The organism is Afifella sp. YEN Y35 (assembly GCF_047553465.1).
GTDB lineage: Bacteria > Pseudomonadota > Alphaproteobacteria > Rhizobiales > Afifellaceae > Afifella > Afifella aestuarii.
Genome location: NZ_CP180203.1, coordinates 606,196 through 627,416, shown reverse-complemented (window position 1 = coordinate 627,416; position 21,221 = coordinate 606,196). Strand labels below are relative to the sequence as shown.

General features: G+C 64.2%; 19 protein-coding genes and 1 other RNA gene. 10 read left to right on the top strand and 10 right to left on the bottom strand.

The window, feature by feature from the left end:
- Positions 1 to 19: 19 nt before the first annotated feature.
- The 6 genes from ACK8CP_RS02980 to ACK8CP_RS02955 all read right to left on the bottom strand — a co-directional run bounded on the left by ACK8CP_RS02980 (position 20) and on the right by ACK8CP_RS02955 (position 4,823).
- Entirely contained in the window at positions 20 to 205 is a 186-nt protein-coding gene (locus ACK8CP_RS02980) for a DUF2065 domain-containing protein (RefSeq protein ID WP_092811084.1), read from the bottom strand.
- A complete protein-coding gene (locus ACK8CP_RS02975; RefSeq protein ID WP_414833307.1) occupies positions 202 to 1,428 on the bottom strand; it encodes an SPFH domain-containing protein in 1,227 nt (408 codons plus the stop codon). Before ACK8CP_RS02975 ends, ACK8CP_RS02980 begins: the two co-directional genes overlap by 4 nt.
- Positions 1,425 to 2,567: an FtsH protease activity modulator HflK gene (gene hflK, locus ACK8CP_RS02970; RefSeq protein ID WP_234628421.1), complete on the bottom strand. Its 1,143-nt coding sequence runs from the start codon at positions 2,565 to 2,567 to the stop codon at positions 1,425 to 1,427. The genes ACK8CP_RS02975 and hflK overlap by 4 nt, the downstream gene beginning before the upstream one ends.
- A 223-nt stretch (positions 2,568 to 2,790) precedes the next feature.
- Positions 2,791 to 3,303, bottom strand: a complete 513-nt coding sequence (locus tag ACK8CP_RS02965) for a dihydrofolate reductase (RefSeq protein WP_414833306.1) — start codon at positions 3,301 to 3,303, stop codon at positions 2,791 to 2,793.
- Positions 3,300 to 4,094 (bottom strand): thymidylate synthase, encoded by a 795-nt coding sequence (locus ACK8CP_RS02960; protein ID WP_234628423.1) that lies wholly within the window; start codon positions 4,092 to 4,094, stop codon positions 3,300 to 3,302. The genes ACK8CP_RS02965 and ACK8CP_RS02960 overlap by 4 nt, the downstream gene beginning before the upstream one ends.
- 84 nt (positions 4,095 to 4,178) lie before the next feature.
- The gene (locus tag ACK8CP_RS02955) at positions 4,179 to 4,823 is read right to left on the bottom strand and encodes a TetR/AcrR family transcriptional regulator (RefSeq protein ID WP_414833305.1); all 645 of its coding nucleotides are present in this window, start codon (positions 4,821 to 4,823) and stop codon (positions 4,179 to 4,181) included.
- Between the two features lie 126 nt (positions 4,824 to 4,949).
- On the opposite strand from ACK8CP_RS02955, the gene ACK8CP_RS02950 reads away from it, so the two are divergent.
- The 8 genes from ACK8CP_RS02950 (at position 4,950) to ACK8CP_RS02915 (ending at position 11,595) form a co-directional block, all read left to right on the top strand.
- Positions 4,950 to 7,067, top strand: coding sequence for a VIT and vWA domain-containing protein (locus tag ACK8CP_RS02950; RefSeq protein WP_414833304.1), 2,118 nt, complete (start codon positions 4,950 to 4,952; stop codon positions 7,065 to 7,067).
- A complete protein-coding gene (gene rrtA / locus ACK8CP_RS02945) occupies positions 7,067 to 7,708 on the top strand; it encodes a rhombosortase (RefSeq protein WP_414833303.1) in 642 nt (213 codons plus the stop codon). Before ACK8CP_RS02950 ends, rrtA begins: the two co-directional genes overlap by 1 nt.
- A gap of 68 nt (positions 7,709 to 7,776) precedes the next feature.
- Positions 7,777 to 8,168: a transfer-messenger RNA gene (gene ssrA, locus ACK8CP_RS02940) on the top strand.
- 92 nt (positions 8,169 to 8,260) lie between these two features.
- On the top strand, positions 8,261 to 8,839 hold the full coding sequence (locus ACK8CP_RS02935; protein ID WP_261214280.1) for an SspB family protein: 579 nt from the start codon (positions 8,261 to 8,263) through the stop codon (positions 8,837 to 8,839).
- A gap of 111 nt (positions 8,840 to 8,950) precedes the next feature.
- Positions 8,951 to 10,345, top strand: coding sequence for a class II fumarate hydratase (gene fumC, locus ACK8CP_RS02930; RefSeq protein WP_414833302.1), 1,395 nt, complete (start codon positions 8,951 to 8,953; stop codon positions 10,343 to 10,345).
- A gap of 10 nt (positions 10,346 to 10,355) precedes the next feature.
- Complete coding sequence (locus ACK8CP_RS02925; RefSeq protein WP_414833301.1) at positions 10,356 to 10,556, top strand: DUF4169 family protein; 201 nt, start codon at positions 10,356 to 10,358, stop codon at positions 10,554 to 10,556.
- 7 nt (positions 10,557 to 10,563) lie between these two features.
- Positions 10,564 to 11,346 (top strand): hypothetical protein, encoded by a 783-nt coding sequence (locus ACK8CP_RS02920; RefSeq protein WP_414833300.1) that lies wholly within the window; start codon positions 10,564 to 10,566, stop codon positions 11,344 to 11,346.
- A gap of 30 nt (positions 11,347 to 11,376) precedes the next feature.
- A complete protein-coding gene (locus ACK8CP_RS02915) occupies positions 11,377 to 11,595 on the top strand; it encodes a ribbon-helix-helix domain-containing protein (RefSeq protein ID WP_414833299.1) in 219 nt (72 codons plus the stop codon).
- A 3-nt stretch (positions 11,596 to 11,598) separates the two neighbouring features.
- On the opposite strand, the gene ACK8CP_RS02910 is transcribed toward ACK8CP_RS02915, so the two are convergent.
- Both ACK8CP_RS02910 and ACK8CP_RS02905 read right to left on the bottom strand, forming a co-directional pair.
- The gene (locus tag ACK8CP_RS02910; RefSeq protein ID WP_414833298.1) at positions 11,599 to 15,372 is read right to left on the bottom strand and encodes an AsmA family protein; all 3,774 of its coding nucleotides are present in this window, start codon (positions 15,370 to 15,372) and stop codon (positions 11,599 to 11,601) included.
- 88 nt (positions 15,373 to 15,460) lie between these two features.
- Positions 15,461 to 16,864 carry an FAD-binding oxidoreductase gene (locus ACK8CP_RS02905; protein WP_414833297.1) on the bottom strand — a complete coding sequence of 468 codons (1,404 nt, stop codon included), beginning with the start codon at positions 16,862 to 16,864 and terminating at the stop codon, positions 15,461 to 15,463.
- A gap of 112 nt (positions 16,865 to 16,976) precedes the next feature.
- Between ACK8CP_RS02905 and ACK8CP_RS02900 the strand changes: the two genes are divergently transcribed.
- Entirely contained in the window at positions 16,977 to 17,465 is a 489-nt protein-coding gene (locus ACK8CP_RS02900; RefSeq protein WP_414833296.1) for a thioesterase family protein, read from the top strand.
- Positions 17,466 to 17,511: 46 nt separating this feature from the next.
- Here the strand turns inward: ACK8CP_RS02900 and ACK8CP_RS02895 are convergent, their stop codons facing one another.
- Positions 17,512 to 19,347, bottom strand: a complete 1,836-nt coding sequence (locus ACK8CP_RS02895) for a chloride channel protein (RefSeq protein WP_414833295.1) — start codon at positions 19,345 to 19,347, stop codon at positions 17,512 to 17,514.
- A gap of 421 nt (positions 19,348 to 19,768) precedes the next feature.
- Between ACK8CP_RS02895 and ACK8CP_RS02890 the strand changes: the two genes are divergently transcribed.
- Positions 19,769 to 20,401: a PRC-barrel domain-containing protein gene (locus ACK8CP_RS02890; protein ID WP_414833294.1), complete on the top strand. Its 633-nt coding sequence runs from the start codon at positions 19,769 to 19,771 to the stop codon at positions 20,399 to 20,401.
- A 109-nt stretch (positions 20,402 to 20,510) separates the two neighbouring features.
- Here ACK8CP_RS02890 and ACK8CP_RS02885 read toward each other — a convergent pair whose 3' ends face one another.
- Positions 20,511 to 21,170, bottom strand: coding sequence for a cupin domain-containing protein (locus ACK8CP_RS02885; protein ID WP_414833293.1), 660 nt, complete (start codon positions 21,168 to 21,170; stop codon positions 20,511 to 20,513).
- Positions 21,171 to 21,221: the final 51 nt, after the last annotated feature.

The window sequence follows — 21,221 nt, the reverse complement described above, 5'->3', positions numbered from 1 at the left end:
ATGCCCCCGCCTCGCTTGCTCAACCTCGAGCCAACCAGACGAGGGCAACTCCGAAACCCGCCGAAACCAGGCCGACGGTTCTGAGCATGTCGCTCGGACTAGCCACCGCCTGTTCGGCCACTCGCTTCATGAAGTCAGGAAATAGCGCGTATAACGCACCTTCCAGGGCAAGAACGAGGCCGAAGGCGGCGAACAGGTCGCTCATTGCGGGATGGCGGTCGGCGTCGGTTCGCCCGTCGGCACACCCGGCTCGCCGGTGTCGCCATTGGAATCAGGGCTGGCGGGGCTCGTCCCGTCGGTGCCAGACGTACCGTCGGACGGAGACGAAGACGCCCCATCCGCAGCACCCGCAGGCGCAGCCGAAGGCGAGGTGTTGCTCTCCTCGCCTCCCGGAGCGGCTTGCGCCGCACCGTCATCGCTCTGCGCACCGCTCTCGTCATCAGCCGGGGCAACGCCCGAATCCTGGCTCCCGTCCGTTCCGGTCGCATCCGCCCCGCCGGCCCCATTCGGGGTGGCGGCGGGTTGCGCCGATCCAGGCTGGGGTGCGGGCAGCGAACCGCTCGGCACCGCATCCTGGAAATAGCGGAAGAACTCGGAATCCGGCTTCAAGAGCATGGTCGTGCCGGTGCCCTGGATCGCGTTCTGGTAGGCCCTCATCGAACGATAGAACTCGAAGAAGTTTTCGTCCTGACCATAGGCGTTCGCGAAGATTGAGTTGCGCTGCGCTTCGCCCTCACCGCGGAGGATGTCGGCATCTCGGCTCGCCTCGGCGACCGTCACCTGCGCCTCGCGGTCCGCCTCGGCCCTGATGCGGGCCGCCTGCTCGGTACCACGGGCACGCAGCTCCGCCGCTTCGGCAAGACGTTCCGCCTTCATCCGATCGAAGGTCTGCTGCGACACCTCGGGAAGAAGATCGGTCCGTTTGATGCGCACGTCGACGATTTCGATACCGAGATCGACGGCGAGCGGGCGGAGCTGATCACGCACTTCCACCATCATCGCGACGCGTTCTGCCGACAGAGCAGCCTCGAAGGAGCGCTGACCGTAGACCCGCCGCAGAGAGGCATCGAGCCGTGTCTGCAGGTTCTGCTGGGCGACTTCGAGCGAGCCCGAAACGTTTTCCCGGAATTTGCGCGGATCGACGATCTTATAGGCGAGGAAGGCATCGACGAGATAACGCCGGCCGTCACGCACCTGCACGCGGATGTTTTCGAGATCGAACGACAGGAGCCGATCCTCGATGATCTGCACCGTCTCCACGAAATTGGTCGGGATCTTGAAGTAGAGCCCGGGCTCCTTGATCACCCGGTTGATCTCACCGAAGCGCAGGACCAGGGCCTGCTGCCGCTCGTTGACGACGAAGACGGAGGAATAAACCAGGATCAGGATCACGATCGCGGCAACGAGGAGAATCCACAAACGCCTCATTGATTGCTCCCCTGCTGGCTCGTGCGCGAGCTGCTTGAATTGGACGATGAGGATCTACGCGCATTGCTGTTCGGCAGATCGTTCAGCGGCAGATAAGGCACGACGCCCGAGCCGTTTCCGTCCGTTTCCATGATGACCTTGTTGGAGTCCCGCAGCACGCCCTCCAGCGTTTCCAGATAGATGCGCTTGCGCGTCACCTCCGGCGCGAGCCGGTATTCGTTGTAGACGGAGATGAAGCGTTGAGCCTCACCCTGTGCTTCGGCGATCGTCGATTCCTTGAAGGCGCGGCCGGCCTCGCGGGTCTTCGACGCCTCACCACGCGCTTCACCGAGCCGCTTGTTCGCGTATTGCTCGGCCTCGCGCTGGTAGCGATCGAGATCCTGCTGCGCGCGCTGCACCTCTTCGAAGGCATCCGCGACTTCGGACGGCGGATCGGCGCGCTCCAACTGAACACCGACGATGGTGACGCCAGCGCCATAGGTGTCGAGTGTCCCCTGCAACAGGGCGCGCACCTGGTCTTCGACTTCCGCACGGCGTTCCGTGCGCACATCCTCGGCGCGCGAACGGCCCACATATTCACGCATCGCGCTCTCGGCGATGCGCCGCACGAAGCCCTCGGGATCGGCGACGTTGAAGAGGAAATCCTTGGGGCTGCTCACCCGCCAGATCACGGTGAAAACCACGTCGACGATGTTCTGATCGCCCGACAGCATGAGGCTGTTGGGGTCGTTGTTGCGCGCAGAACTCGTGCCGATCGTCTCGCGGCGCTGCCGGATGGTGACGATTTCCACGGTCTCGAACGGCCACAGATGGAAATGCAGGCCCGGTTCCTCGACCTGCGGCTTCGGCTTGCCGAACACCAATTCCTGGCCGAGCTCGTCCGGCTGCACCGTGTAGATGGCGTTGGTCAGCCAGATGGCGACCAGGATGATCGCGACGACCGCTGCGATCGCGAGATTGCCGCGGCCGCCATTCGGAAACATGCCGCGCAGCTTGTCCTGGCCGCGTCGAATGAGATCTTCAAGATCCGGCTGCTGTGGGCCGGACGGCTGCGGCCCGGACCCCCAAGGTCCGCCACGGTTGCCACCGCCGGGATTACCCCACGGGCCACCACCGTTATTGTTGTTACTCCAGGGCATTTAGCCTCCTCGTTTGACCCCATCCGCGCCTTGCGCGCGGTTATAGGCGAGCCCTGCCCGCCCATCAACGCCCGCCCGTCTGCGGATGCGAACCGCCAATCCGCTGGCCACCGTCATGCTGCTAGGGCGATCGCCGAAACCGATTTGCCATAAAGAGATGCGGGTGCCGCGGGCCACATGGGATAGCGGGAAAGCCAGCGCAAGCGTCGCCGAGGCGATTGCATCATCTGCGTTCCAACAGCCGGTAGATGGCTTCCGCCGTATCGCCCTCATGCGCAGGCAACCGATCACAGGAAATCTCCTGCCACTCGGTGCGCTCAAAAGGCGGAAACGCAACATCTCCCTCGGGTTCTGCCGCGATTTCCGTCCAGTGGAGCAGAGAGGCGTGCGGCAGCGCCTCGGCAAAGATCCCGGCCCCGCCGATCACGCAGATTTCATCGGCGTTGAGCCGTTCCGCCGCATCTCCGGCGAGGGCAAGCGCGTCCTCGAGGGAGCGCGCCGTCGTCGCGCCCGGCGCCTCATAACCTTCCTGGCGGGTGACGACGAGGTTGCTGCGGCCCGGCAGCGGGCCTTTCAGACTCTCCCAGGTCCGCCGCCCCATGATGATGGGCTTGCCCATGGTGACGGCGCGAAAACGCTTCATGTCGCCGCGCACCCGCCAGGGCAGCCCGCCATCTCGTCCGATGATGCCGTTGCGCGCCACCGCAACGACGAGAGAGATTTTGGGCGCCGTCACACTGCCACCTTCGCCGCGATATGCGGATGCGGATCATACCCCTCCAGGCGGAAATCGTCGTAAGTGAAATCGAAGATCGAGCCGACGGCGGGATTGAGGTCCATGCGCGGCAGCGACCGCGGCGTGCGCGACAGCTGCAGCTTCGCCTGCTCCACATGGTTGGCGTAGAGATGCGCGTCGCCAAAGGTGTGGATGAAATCGCCCGGCTCGAGCCCCGTCACCTGCGCCATCATCAAGGTGAGAAGCGCATAGGAGGCGATATTGAAGGGAACGCCCAGAAACACGTCCGCCGAGCGCTGATACAGCTGACAGGAGAGCTTCCCGTCCGCGACGTAGAACTGGAACAGGCAATGACAGGGCGGCAGCGCCATCTGATCGACATCGGCCGGGTTCCAGGCCGTGACGATCATCCGGCGTGAATCAGGATTCGAACGGATCGTCTCAACCACTTGAGATATCTGATCGATCTGGCGCCCATCGGGAGCTGCCCAGGAACGCCATTGCCGGCCGTAGACCGGTCCGAGATCGCCGTTCTCGTCGGCCCATTCGTTCCAGATCCGCACGCCGTTGTCGTTCAGATAGCGGATGTTGGTATCGCCAGCGAGGAACCAGAGAAGTTCGTGGATGATCGACTTCAGATGCAGCTTCTTCGTCGTCAGAAGCGGAAACCCCGCCGCGAGATCGAAGCGCATCTGGTGCCCGAAGACGGAGCGCGTGCCGGTTCCGGTGCGGTCGCCCTTGACGCTGCCCTCATCGAGCACGCGCCGGAGGAGATCGAGATATTGCTGCATCAAAAATACCTAGCGTGATTCTCAGGCCCCGTCCGAGCGTCGATCTTCTACGGGCCGTCACATTGGCTCAGTTCACAAGAGAATTCAGAACATCGGCAGCTGGTCGCCGTCCTTGCGCCGCTTCACCAGCTCTTCGAGCCCGGCAAGGTGGCATTGGACGAGATGCTCGATGGTCGGCCGCACGCTGTCGAGGCGGATGGCGCCGAGACGGCCGGCGGCGGAAAGGATGAGAAGCCCGTGGACGGCCGCCCACAGGCCCCGCGCCGACTGGCTGGCAAGCTTGTCGTCGATGCGCCGGTCATGTGCGCGGATCGCCCGCTCCAGCGTGGCAAAGAGACGGTCGACCGTCGGCTGATTCGGCGGCTCGGCTCCGTCGGCGGGCATTTCCGTCTCGAACACGGCGAGCCAGCGGCGCTCGTTTCGATGGACGAAGTCGGCGTAGCGATCGGCGAAATCGAGCAGCACTTCGCGCGTCGCGCGGCCTTCGACCTTCACCTCCGACATCGTCTCGGCAAGGGCCGCGAAGGTACGGGCATTCACGGCTGCGATGAGCGCGCCGAGATTGTCGAAGACATTGTAGGTGGTGCCGACGGCAACGCCGACTTCGGAGGCCACGCGCCGGGCCGTGACGGCCGACACGCCTTCTTCGCTGACGATGCGCTCCGCCGCGTCGATCATGGCGGACCTGATGTCGGCGCTCCGCCGCCGCGTGCCAGAAACCTCGGCCAAATCCGACCCTCCTACCCTTCCGCTTAGCGCAGTTCGCGAAACGCCGCCACACCGGGTTGAACAATGTTCACATATCAGCTAGAGATGAACAATGTTCATGAACGTTGTTCAAGGATGGAGACGAGGATGATCACACAGACCCTGAAACGGTTCACGCTCGCGGCCGGCCTGGCACTCGGCGTCGTCGCCACAGCCCCGGCCGCCAATGCGGCCGGTCTGATGACGCCGAAGGACGGGACGCCCGCCCTCGATCTGCGCGACCAGGCGGTCGATGTGGTGGTGGAAGGCGGCTATGCCGTCGTCACGGTCGAACAGACCTTTGCCAATCCGAACGCCGAAGACATGGAGGCGATCTATTCCTTCCCGGTTCCGGAACGCGCGGCCGTGTCGGAATTCACCTACTGGATCGACGGCAAGCCGGTGACGGCCGAAGTCCTGGAGAAGGAGGACGCCCGAAAGATCTACGAGGGCGAGAAGGCGGCCGGTCGTGAAACGGCAATCGCCGAGCAGGACGAATACAAAACCTTCGACATGACCGTCTGGCCCGTGCGGGCGGGAAATGACGTCAAGATCCGCCTCGCCTACATCCAGCCGGCGAAGCTCGACACCGGCATCGGCCGCTTCGTCTATCCGCTGGAAGAAGGCGGCGTTGACGACGACAAGCTCGCCTTCTGGACCGCGAACGAAACCGTCACGGGCCGCTTCAGCTTCGATCTCCACCTGCGCACCGACTATACGGTCGAGGCCCTGCGCCTCCCGGCCCATCCGGACGCCGCCATCTCGAAGGATCCGGATGGCAGCTGGCGCGTCCATATCGACAACGCGGCCGCCGCCCCCAAAGCCGGTTCCGAACCCGTCGACGACGACGCTCCAGCCGATGAGGACACGCCTGCCCAGGCGCCGGCACAATCCGGAAAAAGCTTCGAACTCGACACCGACATCGTCGTCTATTGGCGCCAGGCCGAGAACGAGCCGGCCCGCGTCGACATGCTCGCCTACAAGCCGGAGAGCGATGGCCGCGGCACCTTCATGCTGACGCTGACGCCCGGCATGGATTTGAAGCCGATCACCGAAGGCCGCGACTTCATCTTCGTGCTCGATCGCTCCGGCTCCATGGGCGGCAAGATGTCGAGCCTCACGGAAGGCGTCTCGCGCGCCCTCGGTCAGCTCAATCCCGACGACCGCTTCCGCATCCTCTATTTCAATGACAGCGCCCGCGAACTCACCCACGGCTTCATGAATGCCAATGAGGAGAGCATTTCGCAGGCTCTCGAATGGGTGCGGAACGTCGACGCTGAGGGTGGCACCAATCTCTACGACGGCCTCAAGCTCGGCCTCGACGCGGCCGACGCCGACCGCACGAGCGCCCTCGTCCTCGTCACCGACGGCGTCGCCAATGTCGGCCGCACGGAGGTGAAGGATTTTCTCGCTCTGGTGAAAGAGCAGGATGTGCGCCTCTTCACCGCCATCATGGGCAACAGCGCCAACCGCCCGCTGCTTGAGCCGATGACATTGGAATCGGGCGGCTTCGCGAGCGCGGTCTCCAATTCCGACGACATCATCGGCGTGCTCTTGCAGGCGACGGCAAAAGTGACCCACGAGGCGCTTCACGGCGTGAAGCTCGATCTCGACCCGTCCAAAAGCGGCCTCACCATCGACGATCTCCGCCGCAAAGGCATCCGCACCCTCTATCGCGGCGAACAGATGGTCCTCTTCGGCCATTACCGCGGCGCCGGCGAAGCGGAGCTGACGCTCTCCGGCGAGATTTCCGGCAAGCCGGTTTCTTATGAAGCCAGCTTCGCCTTTCCCGACACGGCGAACCTCAACCCGGAGCTGGAGCGGCTTTGGGCCTTTGCCGAAATCGAGCAGGAGCTTCGCAAGCTCGACCTCTTGGGCAGCGACGCCGACGCCAAGCAATCGGTCATCGACACCTCCAAGGAATACGGCATCCTCTCCCCCTTCACCTCCATGCTGGTGGTGCGCGACGAGCGGTTCGAGGAGCTGGCGATCGATCGCAGCAACCGCGACCGGATCGCTGTCGAGGAGACGGCACGCGAGAAGCGCATGAGCGCGCCGGCACCGTCGACCCGGGTCGATACCCAAGCCCCGATGTTCGACGCCCCGCGTCCCTCCCATTCGGGCGGCGGCTCGGGCGGCTCCGGCGCCATTGGCCTGCCGGGCCTCATCCTCGCAATCCTCGTTCTCTGCGGCACGCTCCGCCTGCGCCGGCGGAAGACCGCCTGATGCATGCGCCCGCAAACGCGTTCCACGGCAGGCCTCGCCTGCCGTGGTTCACCCTCGGCCTCGCAGCCCTGACCGCCGCTCTCTATGGCCTCGCCGGCGGCACGCCATCCGGCCTCGTCTATGATCGGGCTGCGATCGAAGCTGGCGAGGTCTGGCGGCTCGTCACCGGCCATCTCGTTCATCTCGACCTGCACCATCTCGGCTACAATCTGGGTGCCCTTCTGGCACTCGGCATCGCCTACGAGCTCGCACCTTTCGGCGGCCCGCGCCGGCTCGCCCTCCACATTTTCGGCGTCGGCGGTCTGGCGGTCACGGTGACCCTCCTCGCCGTCTTCCCCGACACGCTGCGCTATTGCGGCCTCTCGGCCGTCCTCAATACGCTCTATGCGGCGCTCACCCTCGGCCTGTGGAAAGAGACGCGCGAAAAAATCTGGCTTTTCGCACTGGCCGCAAACGTCGCGAAGATCGCGTGGGAGGCGGCCTTCGGCCCGATCTTCTCGGCAGGTCTCGCCTGGCCCCCGCATCTCGGCGCCCATGTGGCGGGACTTCTCGCGGGCTGTCTCGTCGCTCTTTCCGGACCGTCACGGATTTCGGATGAAGATCCTGAATCTCTTTCGCAGCCGGAACCCGCAAACGCCTGAGAAGACTCGACGATCCCAAGGCCGGGCTCAGGACAAATGCTGTCGCGTCTCAGAAGTCGGTGCAGGCAAGCCTTTGAAATTCGGCAGGGACCGCTTATATTGGCTCGCGTCGGCGCAAGCCGACTATGGCGATAAATGGTCTACGGAATAAGCCTATCGGACCCGGGGGCGGTACCCGGCGCCTCCACCATCAACGGCCCAGGGCAGAGTGCCTGGAAAAGCCGGATTCCCTGCAAGGGGCCGCTGTTGATGGGGGCGAAATAGGATCGACGAGGGTGTAAAGGTAGAACTTTCGCTCGGTATGGTACCACCGTTATCGGACCAAAACTTGTAGTTGCGAATGACAACTATGCTGAGGCTCGTCTCGCTGCGTAATGCAGCCTGACTGCTTCGATTCAAGCCCTGGCGGTTAGCCCCGTCAGGCGGGGTCCGGAGGCACCTGGCAACAGAAGCCTCCATTTCGTTTTCCATGCCGTTGCAAATCGGTGTCAGAGGGGCCGAAACGTCCTGGCGCATATTGCCCGTCGCGCGCGGCCAACCTAATTTTGCTCAATGGCAAGCGACCTCATTCGTTACGACATTCTCACTCAGGACGCGCTGAGGCAGGTCATCCGCAAGGTGATCGGCGAGGTGGCGCAAACCGGATTGCCCGGTGAGCACCATTTCTTCGTGACCTTCGAGACCCGTCATCCCGGCGTGCGCATCTCCTCGCGCCTCAGGGCGCAGTACCCCGAAGAGATGACCATCGTCCTCCAGCACCAGTTCTGGGACCTCAACGTCACGGAGACGACCTTCGAGGTCGGCCTCTCCTTCAACGGCGTACCGGAACGTCTTCTCGTCCCCTTCCGCGCGATCAAGGCTTTCGTCGATCCGCATGCGAGCTTCGGCCTGAAGTTCGACGTGCCGGAGACGGAGGGCGAAAATCTCGCCGCCGCGGAGGCTGAGGCGATGCCAGGGCTGCTCCCTGGCGAAGAGGAACAGCCCGGCCTGATGCCGAGCCCTCTTCCGCCGGCGGTCATGGAGCGCAAGGAAGGAAGCGCGGAGACCGCAGAGGCGTCTGCCGAAGGCGAGGATGGCAAAGAGGGCGCCGAAGTCGTCTCTCTCGACGCATTCCGCAAGAAAAACGGCTGAGCGTCCGCGTCTTTTTCTGTTCTCCGTCGGTTGAAAGCCTCTTTCCCGCCTCCGGCTCTTGCCTGCGGCGCCCGCCAATGGGAAAAGGCCGAAAAACTGGCGGACCCGACCATGACAGAGAGCACGCGTACCGAGACCGATTCCTTCGGCCCCCTGGAAGTTCCTTCCGACAAATATTGGGGCGCACAGACCGCGCGCTCGCTCAAGAATTTCGAAATCGGCCATGAGCGGATGCCCAAGCCGCTCATCCGCGCCCTCGGCCTGATCAAGAGCGCGGCCGCGCAGGTCAACAAGGACCTCGGCAACCTCGAGCCCCGCCTCGCCGACGCGATTTCCGCAGCCGGCCAGGAAGTCGCCTCCGGCAAGTTCGACGACAATTTCCCGCTCGTCATCTGGCAGACGGGCTCGGGCACCCAGACCAACATGAATGCCAACGAGGTCATCGCCAACCGCGCGGTCGAGATGCTCGGCGGCACGCTCGGCTCGAAAGATCCGGTCCACCCGAACGATCACGTCAACCGCAGCCAGTCCTCCAACGACACTTTCCCGACGGCGATGCATATCGCCGCGGCGGAAGAGATCGTGCACCACCTCATCCCGGCGGTCGAACATCTGCGCGAGGCTCTGCGCGACCGCAAGCGCGCCTTCGCCGACATCATCAAGATCGGCCGCACGCATACGCAGGACGCCACGCCCGTCACGCTCGGCCAGGAATTCTCCGGTTACGTCGCCCAGCTCGATTACGGTCTGCGCCGTGTGCGCGAAGGCGTCGACTATCTCTTCGAACTCGCCCAGGGCGGGACGGCGGTCGGCACCGGGCTCAACACCAAGCCGGAATTCGCCGAGAAATTCGCAGCCGCTGTCGCCGAATCGACCGGCCTGCCCTTCCGTACCGCGCCCAACAAATTCGAGGCGCTTGCGACCCACGACGCCTATGTTTCGGCCCATGGCGCGATCAACACGCTCGCCGTGTCGCTGTTCAAGATCGCCAACGACATTCGGTTTCTGGGTTCGGGGCCGCGCTCCGGTCTCGGCGAATTGATCCTGCCGGAAAATGAACCGGGCTCCTCGATCATGCCGGGCAAGGTCAATCCGACCCAGTGCGAAGCGATGACCATGGTCTGCGCTCAGGTGATGGGCAACAACACCACGATCGGCATTGCCGGCAGCCAGGGGCATTTCGAGCTCAACGTCTACAAGCCGGTCCTCGCCTACAACATGCTGCAGTCGATCGATCTCCTCGCCGGCGCCTGCCGGTCCTTCGCCGACAAATGCGTCGTGGGCATTCAGGCGAATGAAGAGCGCATTTCGGAATTGATGCAGCGCTCCTTGATGCTGGTGACGGCACTCGCGCCGAAGATCGGCTACGACAACGCCACCAAGGTCGCCAAGACGGCGCACAAGAACGGCACGACCTTGAAGGAAGAGGCCGTCGGCCTCGGCTTCGTCACGCCGGAGGAATTCGACCAGATCGTCCGCCCGGAAAACATGATCGGGCCGCGCTGAGCAGGAGCCTATGGCCGAGATCCTCAATCTGCGCACCGCCCGCAAACGGGCGGCGCGTCAGGCCAAGGAAAAAGACGCTGCGGAAAACCGCCGGCGGCACGGGCTAAGCACGGCCGAACGGCAGAGAGAGCGTGACGAGCTCGCCCAGGAGGCGCATCGTCTGGACGGCCATTTCCGCGGCAGACCGCCTGAGGGCGAGGAGAAACCATGAGGTTGCCATGCAGATGATGTCTCGCCTTCTCGCTTTGTCGCTTCTCGCCACACCGTCGATGGCGCTCGCGCAGGATCAGGCGCCCGGCACCATCCGGCAAATCCCCATGCAGGTGCCGCCTCAGACAGAGCCTTCACCCAGCCAGCAGACACAGCAGCAACCGCAAGCGCAGCCTCAGACCGGAACTCCGGATCAGAGCGGCACACAGGCGCCGACGGCATCAAAGTCCACTGAGCCGAGCGGCGATTCCTATTCCTGGCGCTCGTCTCTCACCGACAGTGGGGCCGCGGCCTTCATCGCCGGCTGCGATCAGTGCGATAACGTGCCGCTCGACATCAGCTGCACGCTTGCGGGCAGCGACATCACCGTTCGCCCGACCATCGCCGTCGAAAGCGCACTCGAAGGCGATCTCGTCGAAGTGGCGTTCGAGGTCGATCGGGATATCTTCCGCCGCGATGGGCGTCTGCATCAGAGCGAGCTCTATGGCGGCTTCGTCCCGGAAGTGACGATCAAGGAGAGCGACCCGCTGCTCTACGCGCTGTCCGTCGGCGACAGCCTCAACGTCGCCGTCGGTCAGCAGCGCCTCGATCTCACCTTGAAGGGATCGGCAGCGGCATTGCGTACGATGCGCTCGGCCTGCACGAAGCCGGCATCGACGCCCGTGCCGCCGTCCTCGGAAGAACCGGCACCCCTGCAACCCGACAGTTCGGTGGAGCCGAACCCGACGATCCGCATCACCCCGCCGCCCCCGCCTGAGGCGCTTCTGCCTCTGCCGGGCTCCGGGAACTGAACGGAGCACGGCCCTGCCCGTCGTCACGATGTGAAAAAGCGCTCCGTCGTCATCGCCGGACATCGCACGAGCGTCAGTCTGGAGGACCCCTTCTGGACCGAGCTCAAGGCGATGGCCACAACGCGCGACATGCCGCTTGCCGCTTTGATCGAGGAGATCGATGCGCGGCGGGAGACCGACAACCTCTCCTCCGCGCTGCGCATTGCCGTTCTCGAAAGTCTTCGCCACCGCCTGGCAGAGGGCGGCTGAAGCTCATTCCGACAGCGACGGCAGGAGATCGAGCGGCGCGCCGCTGCCGCTACGCTCCGGTGTGATCACCGTGGGGGCGTTCGGAACAGGCTCATCCAGAATGCGGCCGAGCCGACGCCCAAACGTTTCCTGATCTGTTTCTGACCCCTGCGGCTGCGGCGTCGAACCTCGCGCTTCGGGCTTTTCCGGGCGATCTTGGGTTCCATCCCCTTGCGTTCCATCCCCTGATGGGGCGTCGGGCCGGCCCGCGTCCGGCCCACCTTGCTGCACGCCGGGAGCCGTCTTCTCGGCCGCCTCTTCGGCTCGCTGAGCCGCCTCCTCCGCCGCCCTTTCTGCAGCCGCCTTCTCGGCGGCCTCCTTCTCTGCAGCAGCCTGGGCCGCCTTCTCGCGCTCCTGGCGCTGTTCCTCTTCGCGCTGGCGCTTCAGCTGCCGCCGCAGCCGCTCGCCTTCGAGGATTTCCGCCTGAAGCTTCTCGACCCGTTCCACCTCCTGTTCGAAGGCGCGCACCGTCAGAAAACCGAGGAAGGGCGTGATGTCGATATGACGGCCCGGATCGGCAAGAGGCCCGGAAAAGACAATCCCGACTTCGGGCTGCGCGCCCGTCACCGCATCCTGGCCGGGATCGACCTTCAAGGACCAGTCGGAGGCGAGCTGCATCCGGTTCAAGTCGATCGAAGCGTTGCCGAGAACGGTCGCGCTTTCGCTCCCTTCCACCTGCAGCGTCGACAACCGCGCCGTCCCGGAGGTGATGGAGAACGAGCCCGTCGCCTCATCGAAGGAAAGCGTCCCGGCATCGAGATGGCCGGAAAACGCGGCCGCAACCGGCTCGCTTTCAAGCTTCAGTCCGGCATCGGCGGCGCGAATGACCGAGCCGAAAGCCTGCGGGTTCAGATACCGCAGAAGACCGTCGCGCAGGGTGAAGGACCCGCTCCCGTTCAAGGCGGAGACCATCCCCGAGAAGGACCGGCCACGCCCCATCACTTCGAGCGACGAGGAAAGCCGCCCCGCGGCAACCGGACGGCCGTCTTCGCGCCAGACGAGCTCGGCGAGAACCGCATCTTTGAGAGACAGCTGCAACGTCAGGGGCTGTGCGCCCTCGCCGCCACCCGCCGACAGAGCCCCGCTGAGCTCGCCGCCGGCAAACGCGCCGGTGAGTTGATCGAGGCGCAGACGTCCCCCATCGTAACTAAGCTTGAAGGCCGGATTGCGCAGAGGCATTGCGAGCCCCGTCGCCGCCTCCTGCGCCTTGACGGCGAGATCGAGAGAAATCCCGCCGGGCAGAGCCGGGGCGAAAGCCTGGGTCGGCCATGTCCCCTCCACATAGGCCGGCGTGATCCCGAATGGCGCGGCCAGGAGAAATGGCAAAGAGACGTTCTGCAGACGAAGATCGCCGCCGATCGCCAGACCACCCTCCGCTCGAGCGGTCAGGACACCGCCGACCGGCTGCCCATCGAAAGACGCATTCTCGAGATCGAGCTCAGCCGTACCGCCCGAGAGCTTGAACGGCCCGCTCGCCGCCAGAGCGTGGCCTTCGCCGATCCCGGGCAGCGCCACACCGGCAAGAAGGAGGGCAGGATCGACATCGTCGGCCGAGAGCGTCAGCGGACCGGCAAGAGAAAGCGTATCGCCACCAAACTCGCCGCGCCCGTCGAAGCCGAAATCGATGCCGGCGATACGTCCCTTCGCCTCGAGATCGCCACCCTCGCCGGCCGATCCATTCATTTTCAGGCTCAACCGGGCCGGGCCACTCCCGGGCAACGGCACGACGTCGAGGCCGAGCTGTGCAAGCAGAGATGCCGAATCCTGCGATTGCACGAGGAGATCGGCCTGCCCGGAAAGCTCATCCGGATCGTTGAAGCCGCCACGCCCATCGGCCGTCAGCGTCAGGCGCGTTCCGGCAAAGTTGCCGGAAAGCTCCAGCGTCTGCGCTCCATCGGTCTCCGCGGTCGCGACCAGACTGGCATCGACCGGCGACAGCGCGTCGGCGCGCGCGACCAGACGTTCCGCAAGCGGGCTCTGCGGCAAAAGCCCCTGCAGGAAAGCCGCCGCGCCTGAAAGGTTCTCAGCCACGATATCGGCCGAAAGCCGGCCCCGCGGCGCCGCGAAGAAGTTCTCGATCCGACCCGAGGCATTGATATCTGCGCCGGCGAGATCGGCGATCGACAAGGTGGCAATATCCAGACTGTCGCCGGTCAAAACCCCTTCCAGATTGACGGAGGCCGCCTCCGCCCCGCCCACAGAAAGATTCTGCGCCGCAAGCGACATCGCCACACGGGCAAAATTGCCCTTGCGCAGGTCGTCACCGGCGAGAAGGCCCGTGACCGCCTCCGCCTCTTCGAGTGCCACATTCTCAGCGCTCAGCGTCACGTCGGCAAACGTTTCTCCCGTGCGCGCGAAACGGCGCATGGAAATCGCCCCGTCGATCGTCCCGTCGTTGATCTCCGCGACCAGATTCTGCGCCGTCTGCCGGCGCTGCGACAGATCGAGATCCGCCTCCACCCGGAACCGGTCGAGGCGCACCGCCTCCCCCGCATCGCCGCGCCACCAGGCGGCAAAGGCCGCAGGACGCTCCGAAGCGATCCGGCCGTGGCCGTGGAAAGTCGGCGTCGCCGTATCGATGTCGCCGCTCACATCGATGCGGGTTGCCCCCGGCAGCACCGCGGACAGGATGTCCACTCTCCAGCCGCTCTCCGTCGGATTTACATCGGTCCCGACCGCCTGAATGACGCTGCCACCGACGACGACGCCCTGGGCATCGAGGGTCAATGTGCCGGGAACCGAGGGCCTCGGCAGATCCGCAAGCCCCGCGACGAGCCTTTCGGCCGCTTTCTCGATAGCGATCGGTTTGCCTGCACCGCCCCCGAGCGCACGATCGAGGTCGATCTGACGCGCATCGAGCGCAATGGCGAAGCGCGGTTCCGGCACGAATGCGAGTTCGCCATGACCGGCCGCCTGAACCGCGTTCGCTTCCGGCCCGTAGGCAAAGGTGAAGTCTTCCGAGACGAGCTTTTCGCTGGTGAGCTCGAACTCGCCCTTCGTCCGCAAAAGCGCGAGCGGCGATTGCGGTTGCTCGGGCGCAGTTTCCGTGTCCGGCTTGAGGCCGGAAAGATCGAAGCTGCCCTTCAAGGCGAGCCCCTCCTCGCCCTCCGTGACGAGATCGCCGGCGACCATCAGCACCAGAGGTTTCGCTGCCGGTGTCAGGCTCGCTTTCAAAGGCATGCGGCCGTCGGCCAGCCGTCCGACCCCGACATCGATGCTATAGGCGTCGCCACCGAGCCGGAAGCCGCCCTGCAAATGCCCGGGCCCTTCGAGCGAGCGCGCCTGCATGAGCGCATTGATCTCGCCGATGCGCCAGGAGGCCCCGCGCCGGCTGTCCCTGAGGTCGACCTCGCCGTTGCGAATGTCCATCTCGTCGAGGGAGATCTGCTCGGGCCCGAAACGCCCGATCCGCATCCGTCCCCCCGTCTGAGCGAGATCGGCGACATCGAGCGACAGGTGTGGCCGATCGAGCTGAACCGAAATGATGTTGATCTCGCCCTTGAGGAGACCGGTGAGCTCCACCTTGGCGCGCAGGCGTCCCAGCGTCAGGATCGGCGCGTCGGAAGGTCCGATGCGCACGTCCGCGAGGCGCAAAGTCGGCGTGGGCAGGATTGAAAGGTCGGCATCGCCACGCACCTTGACCGGCACGCCCAGGCTCGCCGAGGCCTTTTCCTCGAACTCCTGCCGGTAGGCGCTCCAATCAACGAGATACGGCCCGATCAGTGCGGTGAAGAGCACCGCAATGATGGCGAGGCCTATCGCGACATAAAGCCTTCCCAGAACAACTCTCCCTCTCCGCCCGCCTCCGCGACGGTCTCGATCCGGCCTAGAGACGGATGATCTTACCCGGATTCATGATGTTCTGCGGATCGATCGCGCGTTTGACGGCACGCATGACATCGAGAGCGGGGCCGAGTTCCTGCTCCAGATAGGCGCGCTTGCCCTGACCGATCCCGTGCTCACCGGTGCATGTTCCGTCCATCCCGATGGCTCGGGCGCTGATGCGCGCCGAAAGCTGCTGCGCCTTGTCGAGTTCCGCCGGATCGTCCATGTCGATCAGCGCCGAAACATGGAAATTGCCGTCGCCGACATGGCCGACGATGGGCGCGATGAGGCCGAGTTCGGCGATGTCGTCCATCGTTCCACGCACGCAATCGGCAAGTCGTGAAATCGGCACGCAGGCATCCGTTGCGAAGGCCCTCGTCCCCGGACGCAGCGAGATCGCCGCCCAATAGGCGTCGTGTCGCGCCTGCCAGAGCCTGGCTCTGTCCTCCTGGCGCGTCGTCCAGGAAAAATTGCCGCCGCCGAATTCCTCCGCGATGTCGCCGAAGAGCTCCGCCTGCTCCTTCACGCCGGCCGTGGTGCCGTGGAATTCCAGGAAGAGCGTCGGCGCCTCGGGGTAATCGAGCTTGGAATAGGCGTTGCACGCGCGCATCTGCAGCGTATCGAGGAGCTCGATCCGCGCCATGGGGATACCGCTTTGGATGGTGGCGATGACGGTGTTGCAGGCCGATTCCACATCCGGGAAGCTGCACACGCCGGCCGAGATCGCCTCGGGGATTCCCTGCAGCCGCAACGTCAATTCGGTGATGACGCCGAGCGTGCCTTCCGCCCCCACCAGAAGCCGGGTCAGATCATAGCCAGCCGAGGTTTTCTTGGCCCGCTGCGCCGTGCGCACGATCGCGCCATCCGGCATGACCGCCGTGAGGTTGAGGACATTGTCCTTCATGGTACCGTAGCGGACCGCATTGGTGCCGGAAGCGCGCGTCGAGGCCATGCCGCCGAGGCTCGCATCCGCCCCCGGATCGATCGGGAAGAAAAGCCCGGTATCGCGCAGATGCTCGTTCAGCTGCTTGCGCGTGACGCCCGGCTCGACGACGCAGTCGAGATCTTCGGGATGCACGGCAAGGATTCGGTTCATCGCGGAGAGGTCGATCGAGACGCCGCCCGCCGGCGCGTTGAGATGGCCTTCGAGAGACGATCCGGTGCCGAACGGGATGATCGGCACATGATGCTCGGCGCAGACGCGCACCACTTCGGCGACTTCTTCGGCGGAATGCACGAAGACCACGCCGTCGGGGGGCTGATTGGTGATCCACGTCGTGGTGTGGCCGTGCTGCTCACGAACCGCGGCGGAGGTGGAAAAGCGCTCCCCGAAACGCTGTGCGAGAATACCAAGCGCGGTAGCAATACCGTCTTCGTTGCGAGAAAGCGCGTCTGCGATGGCCATATTCGGCTCCCGATGCCGGAGCAAATCCTCAAGCTTGTTGAAAGCATAACAAGTCGCCGCGCTGGCTCTCGGGCGGCGCGACTATCCCCTGCAATGCGAAAAAAGGTGGCTTATGTCCAGGACAATTGAGGCTCCGTTCCAGGCGACGACACAGACCGTCGAGAACGCCTGGATCGATTACAACGGCCATATGAATGTCGCGTATTACGTCCTGCTTTTCGATCGCGGCATCGACGAAGCCTTCGAAGCTCTCGGCCTCGGCCCCGATTACCGGCGGGCCCATGACGCTTCCTTCTTCGCGGTCGAAATGCATGTGCGCTATCTGCGCGAACTGAAAGCCGGCGCGAAAGTTGCCGCGACCTGGCAGCTCCTCTCCGCCGACGACAAGCGGGTGCGCAGTTACATGGAACTCCGTGATGCGGACGAGGGCTTTGTGGCCGCCAAGTCGGAGCACCTGCATCTGCATGTGGATATGACCGCACGGCGGGCGGCCGCTTTCCCGCCGGACATTCGGGCAAAGATCGACGCGACCTTCGAGGCCCACCGAAAACTCCCCTGGCCGGAAAGCGCGGGCGCCACGATCACTCTCGATAAACGCTGATGGATCAGCCCCCTGGGATCGAGGGCTGAATCAATTTGTCAGGCGATCAGGAATAGTGGTTGCGGATGACCGCCCCGGCGATCTCCGGAGAATCGATGATACCGACGACATCCTCCGGACGCGGCACCACCACGCCCGCCCGCACGACGATCGCGAAGGAGCGTGCCCGCCGGTTCATGCGCGTGATGATGGAATTGAGAATGTTGTTTTCCGGCGCGACGACGAAATCGTCGGAGATGATGTCGGCGAGCGTCTGATCGGCTCGGATCGACGGCGCATAGAGAACCGAGCCGAAGCGGGCATACCCGACGATCCGGCCATCTTCGCTCACGACGACATGCCTGCGCTGCCCCTCCTCGCCGACGAGCTTGATCGCATCCCGCACGCTGGTCGCCGCAGGCAGCACGACGAAATTGCGGTTCATCAGATCTCGCGCCTGCTGCACCAGATACATGTTCGTGTGGCGCACCGACGGGATCGGACGGCCGCGATTGCGCAGCTTGATGGTGTAAATGTCGGCCGCAATGAACCAGCGCCGCACGCCGACCGACAGCGCCACCGCCAGGACCAGCGGGACGATGACATTATAGTCGCGCGTCATTTCGAAGATCATGACAATCGCCGTCATCGAGGCCCCGGTCGCACCGCCCACGAGCGCGCCCATGCCGACGACGGCAAACTCCGCCATGTTGAAGCCCTCGCCCGGGAAGAGCCAAGCCCCGAGCGCGCCGACGGCGCCGCCGAGCGTCGCACCGATGAAGAGAGACGGAGAAAAGACGCCGCCGGAGGCGCCCGCGCCGAGGCTGACGCTCGTCGCCACCAGCTTGCCGATCAACAGGGCGACGAGAAGGAAGAGTGTGTAGCTGTAATTGCTCTCGCTCACGATCGACTGGATCGTGGCATAGCCGACGCCGGCCGTATGGTACTGCCCCGTCGTGACGAAAAAGCCGTAGGCGAGCAACCCGATCAGCGTCATGCCGATGATGTTGCGCGTGTAATCGTTGCCCGGCAGCTTCGGAAAGAAATCCTCGCAGAAGGCGAGGAAGCGGATGAACGCCCAGGAGGCGACGCCCGCAAGGAGACCGAGAACGGCAAAGCCGACGAGTTCGGCGAGATTGATCGCGTGCTGGGGATCGACGGCCGAAAGCGGCACGAAGAATGCCGGATCGAGGCCAAGCGCGATACGGCCGATATAGGTTGCCGTCGCCGTCGCCACGACGACCGGCAGAAAGGTGCGCCCGCTCACCTCCGGCAGCAGGAGTTCGACCGCAAACAGCACGCCGCCGAGAGGCGTGTTGAACGTGGCCGCGATGCCGGCACCGGCGCCGGCGGCAAGCATCGTGATCTTCTGCCAGCGCGGCAGCTTCAACGTCCGCGCAATCGTCGAGCCAAAGGACGCACCGATCTGGATGATCGGCCCTTCGCGGCCGACCGAAGCTCCACTGCCGATGGAGATGGCGGAAGCGATCGATTTCACGATCGCCACGACGCCGCGCACATTCCCGTTGTTGTGGTAGACGGCGTACATCACTTCCGGAACGCCGTGACCCTTGGCCTCCGGCGCAAACGTCTTCACCAGAAAGACGACGACGAGGCCGCCGATGACGGGCGCGAGAATAATGAACGGGCCCCAGACGCTCGCCGCCTCGAAATGGTTGGCGTCATAAAAGAAGCTAATACGCCCGTTGAAAGCCAGATTGTGGACGAAGGCGATCATGTAGCGAAAAAGCACTGCGCCAACGGCAGCCACCACACCGATTGAGAACGCGACCACACACAATGCGGGAGCGCTCAAGACGCGTTCCTGGCTCTCTTCTTCCGTACCGGACGCGGAAACTGGCGCTGAATTTGTCGGCTTCGCCTCGGCCGGAGTGTCGGTCACGATCTCGCTTCTTTCTATCTCGGGTGCCGCTTCCGAACGGAGCGTCACACTGAGAAGAACAAGAGGTTAATCTGTCGCGGGCACCGGGAAGCCCTCGTCTCCTGCACCCAAGCAAGCCGCAAGGTCAAGGTTGCGCGCCGGCTTTCTCCCATGCGCCCTCGTTCGCGCCCCCAAAAGCGATCAGCCAACCGAGCAGACCCAGACATCCCTCTCCCTCCCATGCCCGGCACGGCGGAGCGGAAGGGGAAGCGCCCGAAAAACGTTGACCATGTGCCGAAACGGTTCCGTCCGAAGCGATCACATTTTGCGAGCCTTTCGCAACGTTATTTGAACGAACCCTTCAGCCGCCAGGGCATTGCCCTCCCACTACACACACGGGGCGAGCCGCCACCCAGGCGAACCCCCAACAGGGAGAGTGAGAATGTTGAAGAAGCTTTTGGCAACGACGGCCATCTCGGCAATGATGGCGACCGGCGCGATGGCGCAGTCGAATGACACCGACACCACCAACCAGCCGATGGCGGAACAGCCGGCAAGCCAGGACAAGGCGCCTGCTGGCGAGATGGAAGCGCAGCCGAACGACAGCATGAGCGCCCCTGCCGGCGAGACCGCTGAAGCTCCTGCGAAGCCGATGGATTCCTCCGTCTTCCTGACCGAGCAGAGCGAAGACCAGATCCAGGCAAGCAGCTATATCGGCCAGACCGTCTACAATCAGAGCGACGAGGCGGTCGGCGACATCAACGACCTCCTCTTCACGAAGGACGGCGGAGTTGACGGCGCGATCATCGGCGTCGGCGGCTTCCTCGGCATCGGTGAGAAAGATGTCGCCGTCAAGTTCGGTGAAATCGACGTGCAGACCGATGAAGATGGCGACCTGCACCTCGTGATCGACGGCTCGAAGGAGGCGCTTGAAGCCGCTCCGGACTTCGTCGACCTCGACGACCAGAAGGCGCAGGCTGATGCCGCGGCCCAGCAGTCGCAGACTGAGAGCGGCGGCATGGGTACCAGCACCGGCGGTGCCCCGGCGACCGGCGAGCCGGCTCAGTCGAACTAAACCAAAACCCTCTTCGGGTTCGAAAGATGCCGTCCGCACTCTGCGGGCGGCATTTTTTTGGGAGCGCGGTGTTTTTGCGGAGCGTTGCGGCTGACGCTCAAGCTTCGTTCTATTTCTCGCCGGTCGCCTCGGACTTGTCGGTGGCCCTCGTCTCCTCATGCATTTCAGAGGGCTCACTCACCTCTTCGCCTTCAGCAGACTCTTCGTGCTCCGCAGGGGCGTCTTTGCCCATCTCCGCTGCACCGGCTTTCCAATACTGAAAGAGCGGACCTTCCCGCCCATAGATCGGATCGGTGTCGGGAAGCGGCACGCTTGCGGCCTTCTTCCTGGCGTCCTCAAAATCGATCTCTTCGGGCTTGCTGATGTCGCCCTCCTGACCCGGCGGATAAGCGCCGACGACCGAAAAATCCTCCGTTGCCGACAGTCTTTTGTGGCCGACGCCAGCGGGAATGACGACCACGTCGCCCGCATTGAGATCGGTTTCGATACCGTCATCGCCGCCAAGCCCGACGCGTGCCGAGCCGCACACGCACGCCAGCACTTCATGGCCCTTGGTGTGGAAATGCCAGAACGGATAGATCGACCAGACCCAAACGCCCTGCCACATATTCCGCTTCAGGATCGTGTCGGCCGCCCCGGCCATACGGACCGGCTCGTCGAGACCGCCACGATAGACGAGCGTCGGCAGCTTGCTGTTGGGAATGCCGCTCGAAGGTTCAAAATCATAGGATTCGACTGCGACGCTGAGATCGAGATCGTGCGTTGCCATGCGATGTCTCCGCTCTTGGGTTTCTCAACCCCAATGCAGAGGAAGGCAGAT

Excerpts from the sequence above, each read along its gene's own strand:
- ACK8CP_RS02980 (WP_092811084.1), bottom strand. The coding sequence starts at position 205 with ATGAGCGACCTGTTCGCCGCCTTCGGCCTCGTTCTTGCCCTGGAAGGT.
- ACK8CP_RS02975 (WP_414833307.1), bottom strand. The coding sequence starts at position 1,428 with ATGAGGCGTTTGTGGATTCTCCTCGTTGCCGCGATCGTGATCCTGATC.
- hflK (WP_234628421.1), bottom strand. The coding sequence starts at position 2,567 with ATGCCCTGGAGTAACAACAATAACGGTGGTGGCCCGTGGGGTAATCCC.
- ACK8CP_RS02960 (WP_234628423.1), bottom strand. The coding sequence starts at position 4,094 with ATGCAGCAATATCTCGATCTCCTCCGGCGCGTGCTCGATGAGGGCAGC.
- ACK8CP_RS02950 (WP_414833304.1), top strand. The coding sequence starts at position 4,950 with ATGATCACACAGACCCTGAAACGGTTCACGCTCGCGGCCGGCCTGGCA.
- rrtA (WP_414833303.1), top strand. The coding sequence starts at position 7,067 with ATGCATGCGCCCGCAAACGCGTTCCACGGCAGGCCTCGCCTGCCGTGG.
- ACK8CP_RS02935 (WP_261214280.1), top strand. The coding sequence starts at position 8,261 with ATGGCAAGCGACCTCATTCGTTACGACATTCTCACTCAGGACGCGCTG.
- fumC (WP_414833302.1), top strand. The coding sequence starts at position 8,951 with ATGACAGAGAGCACGCGTACCGAGACCGATTCCTTCGGCCCCCTGGAA.
- ACK8CP_RS02925 (WP_414833301.1), top strand. The coding sequence starts at position 10,356 with ATGGCCGAGATCCTCAATCTGCGCACCGCCCGCAAACGGGCGGCGCGT.
- ACK8CP_RS02920 (WP_414833300.1), top strand. The coding sequence starts at position 10,564 with ATGCAGATGATGTCTCGCCTTCTCGCTTTGTCGCTTCTCGCCACACCG.
- ACK8CP_RS02905 (WP_414833297.1), bottom strand. The coding sequence starts at position 16,864 with ATGGCCATCGCAGACGCGCTTTCTCGCAACGAAGACGGTATTGCTACC.
- ACK8CP_RS02900 (WP_414833296.1), top strand. The coding sequence starts at position 16,977 with ATGTCCAGGACAATTGAGGCTCCGTTCCAGGCGACGACACAGACCGTC.
- ACK8CP_RS02890 (WP_414833294.1), top strand. The coding sequence starts at position 19,769 with ATGTTGAAGAAGCTTTTGGCAACGACGGCCATCTCGGCAATGATGGCG.
- ACK8CP_RS02885 (WP_414833293.1), bottom strand. The coding sequence starts at position 21,170 with ATGGCAACGCACGATCTCGATCTCAGCGTCGCAGTCGAATCCTATGAT.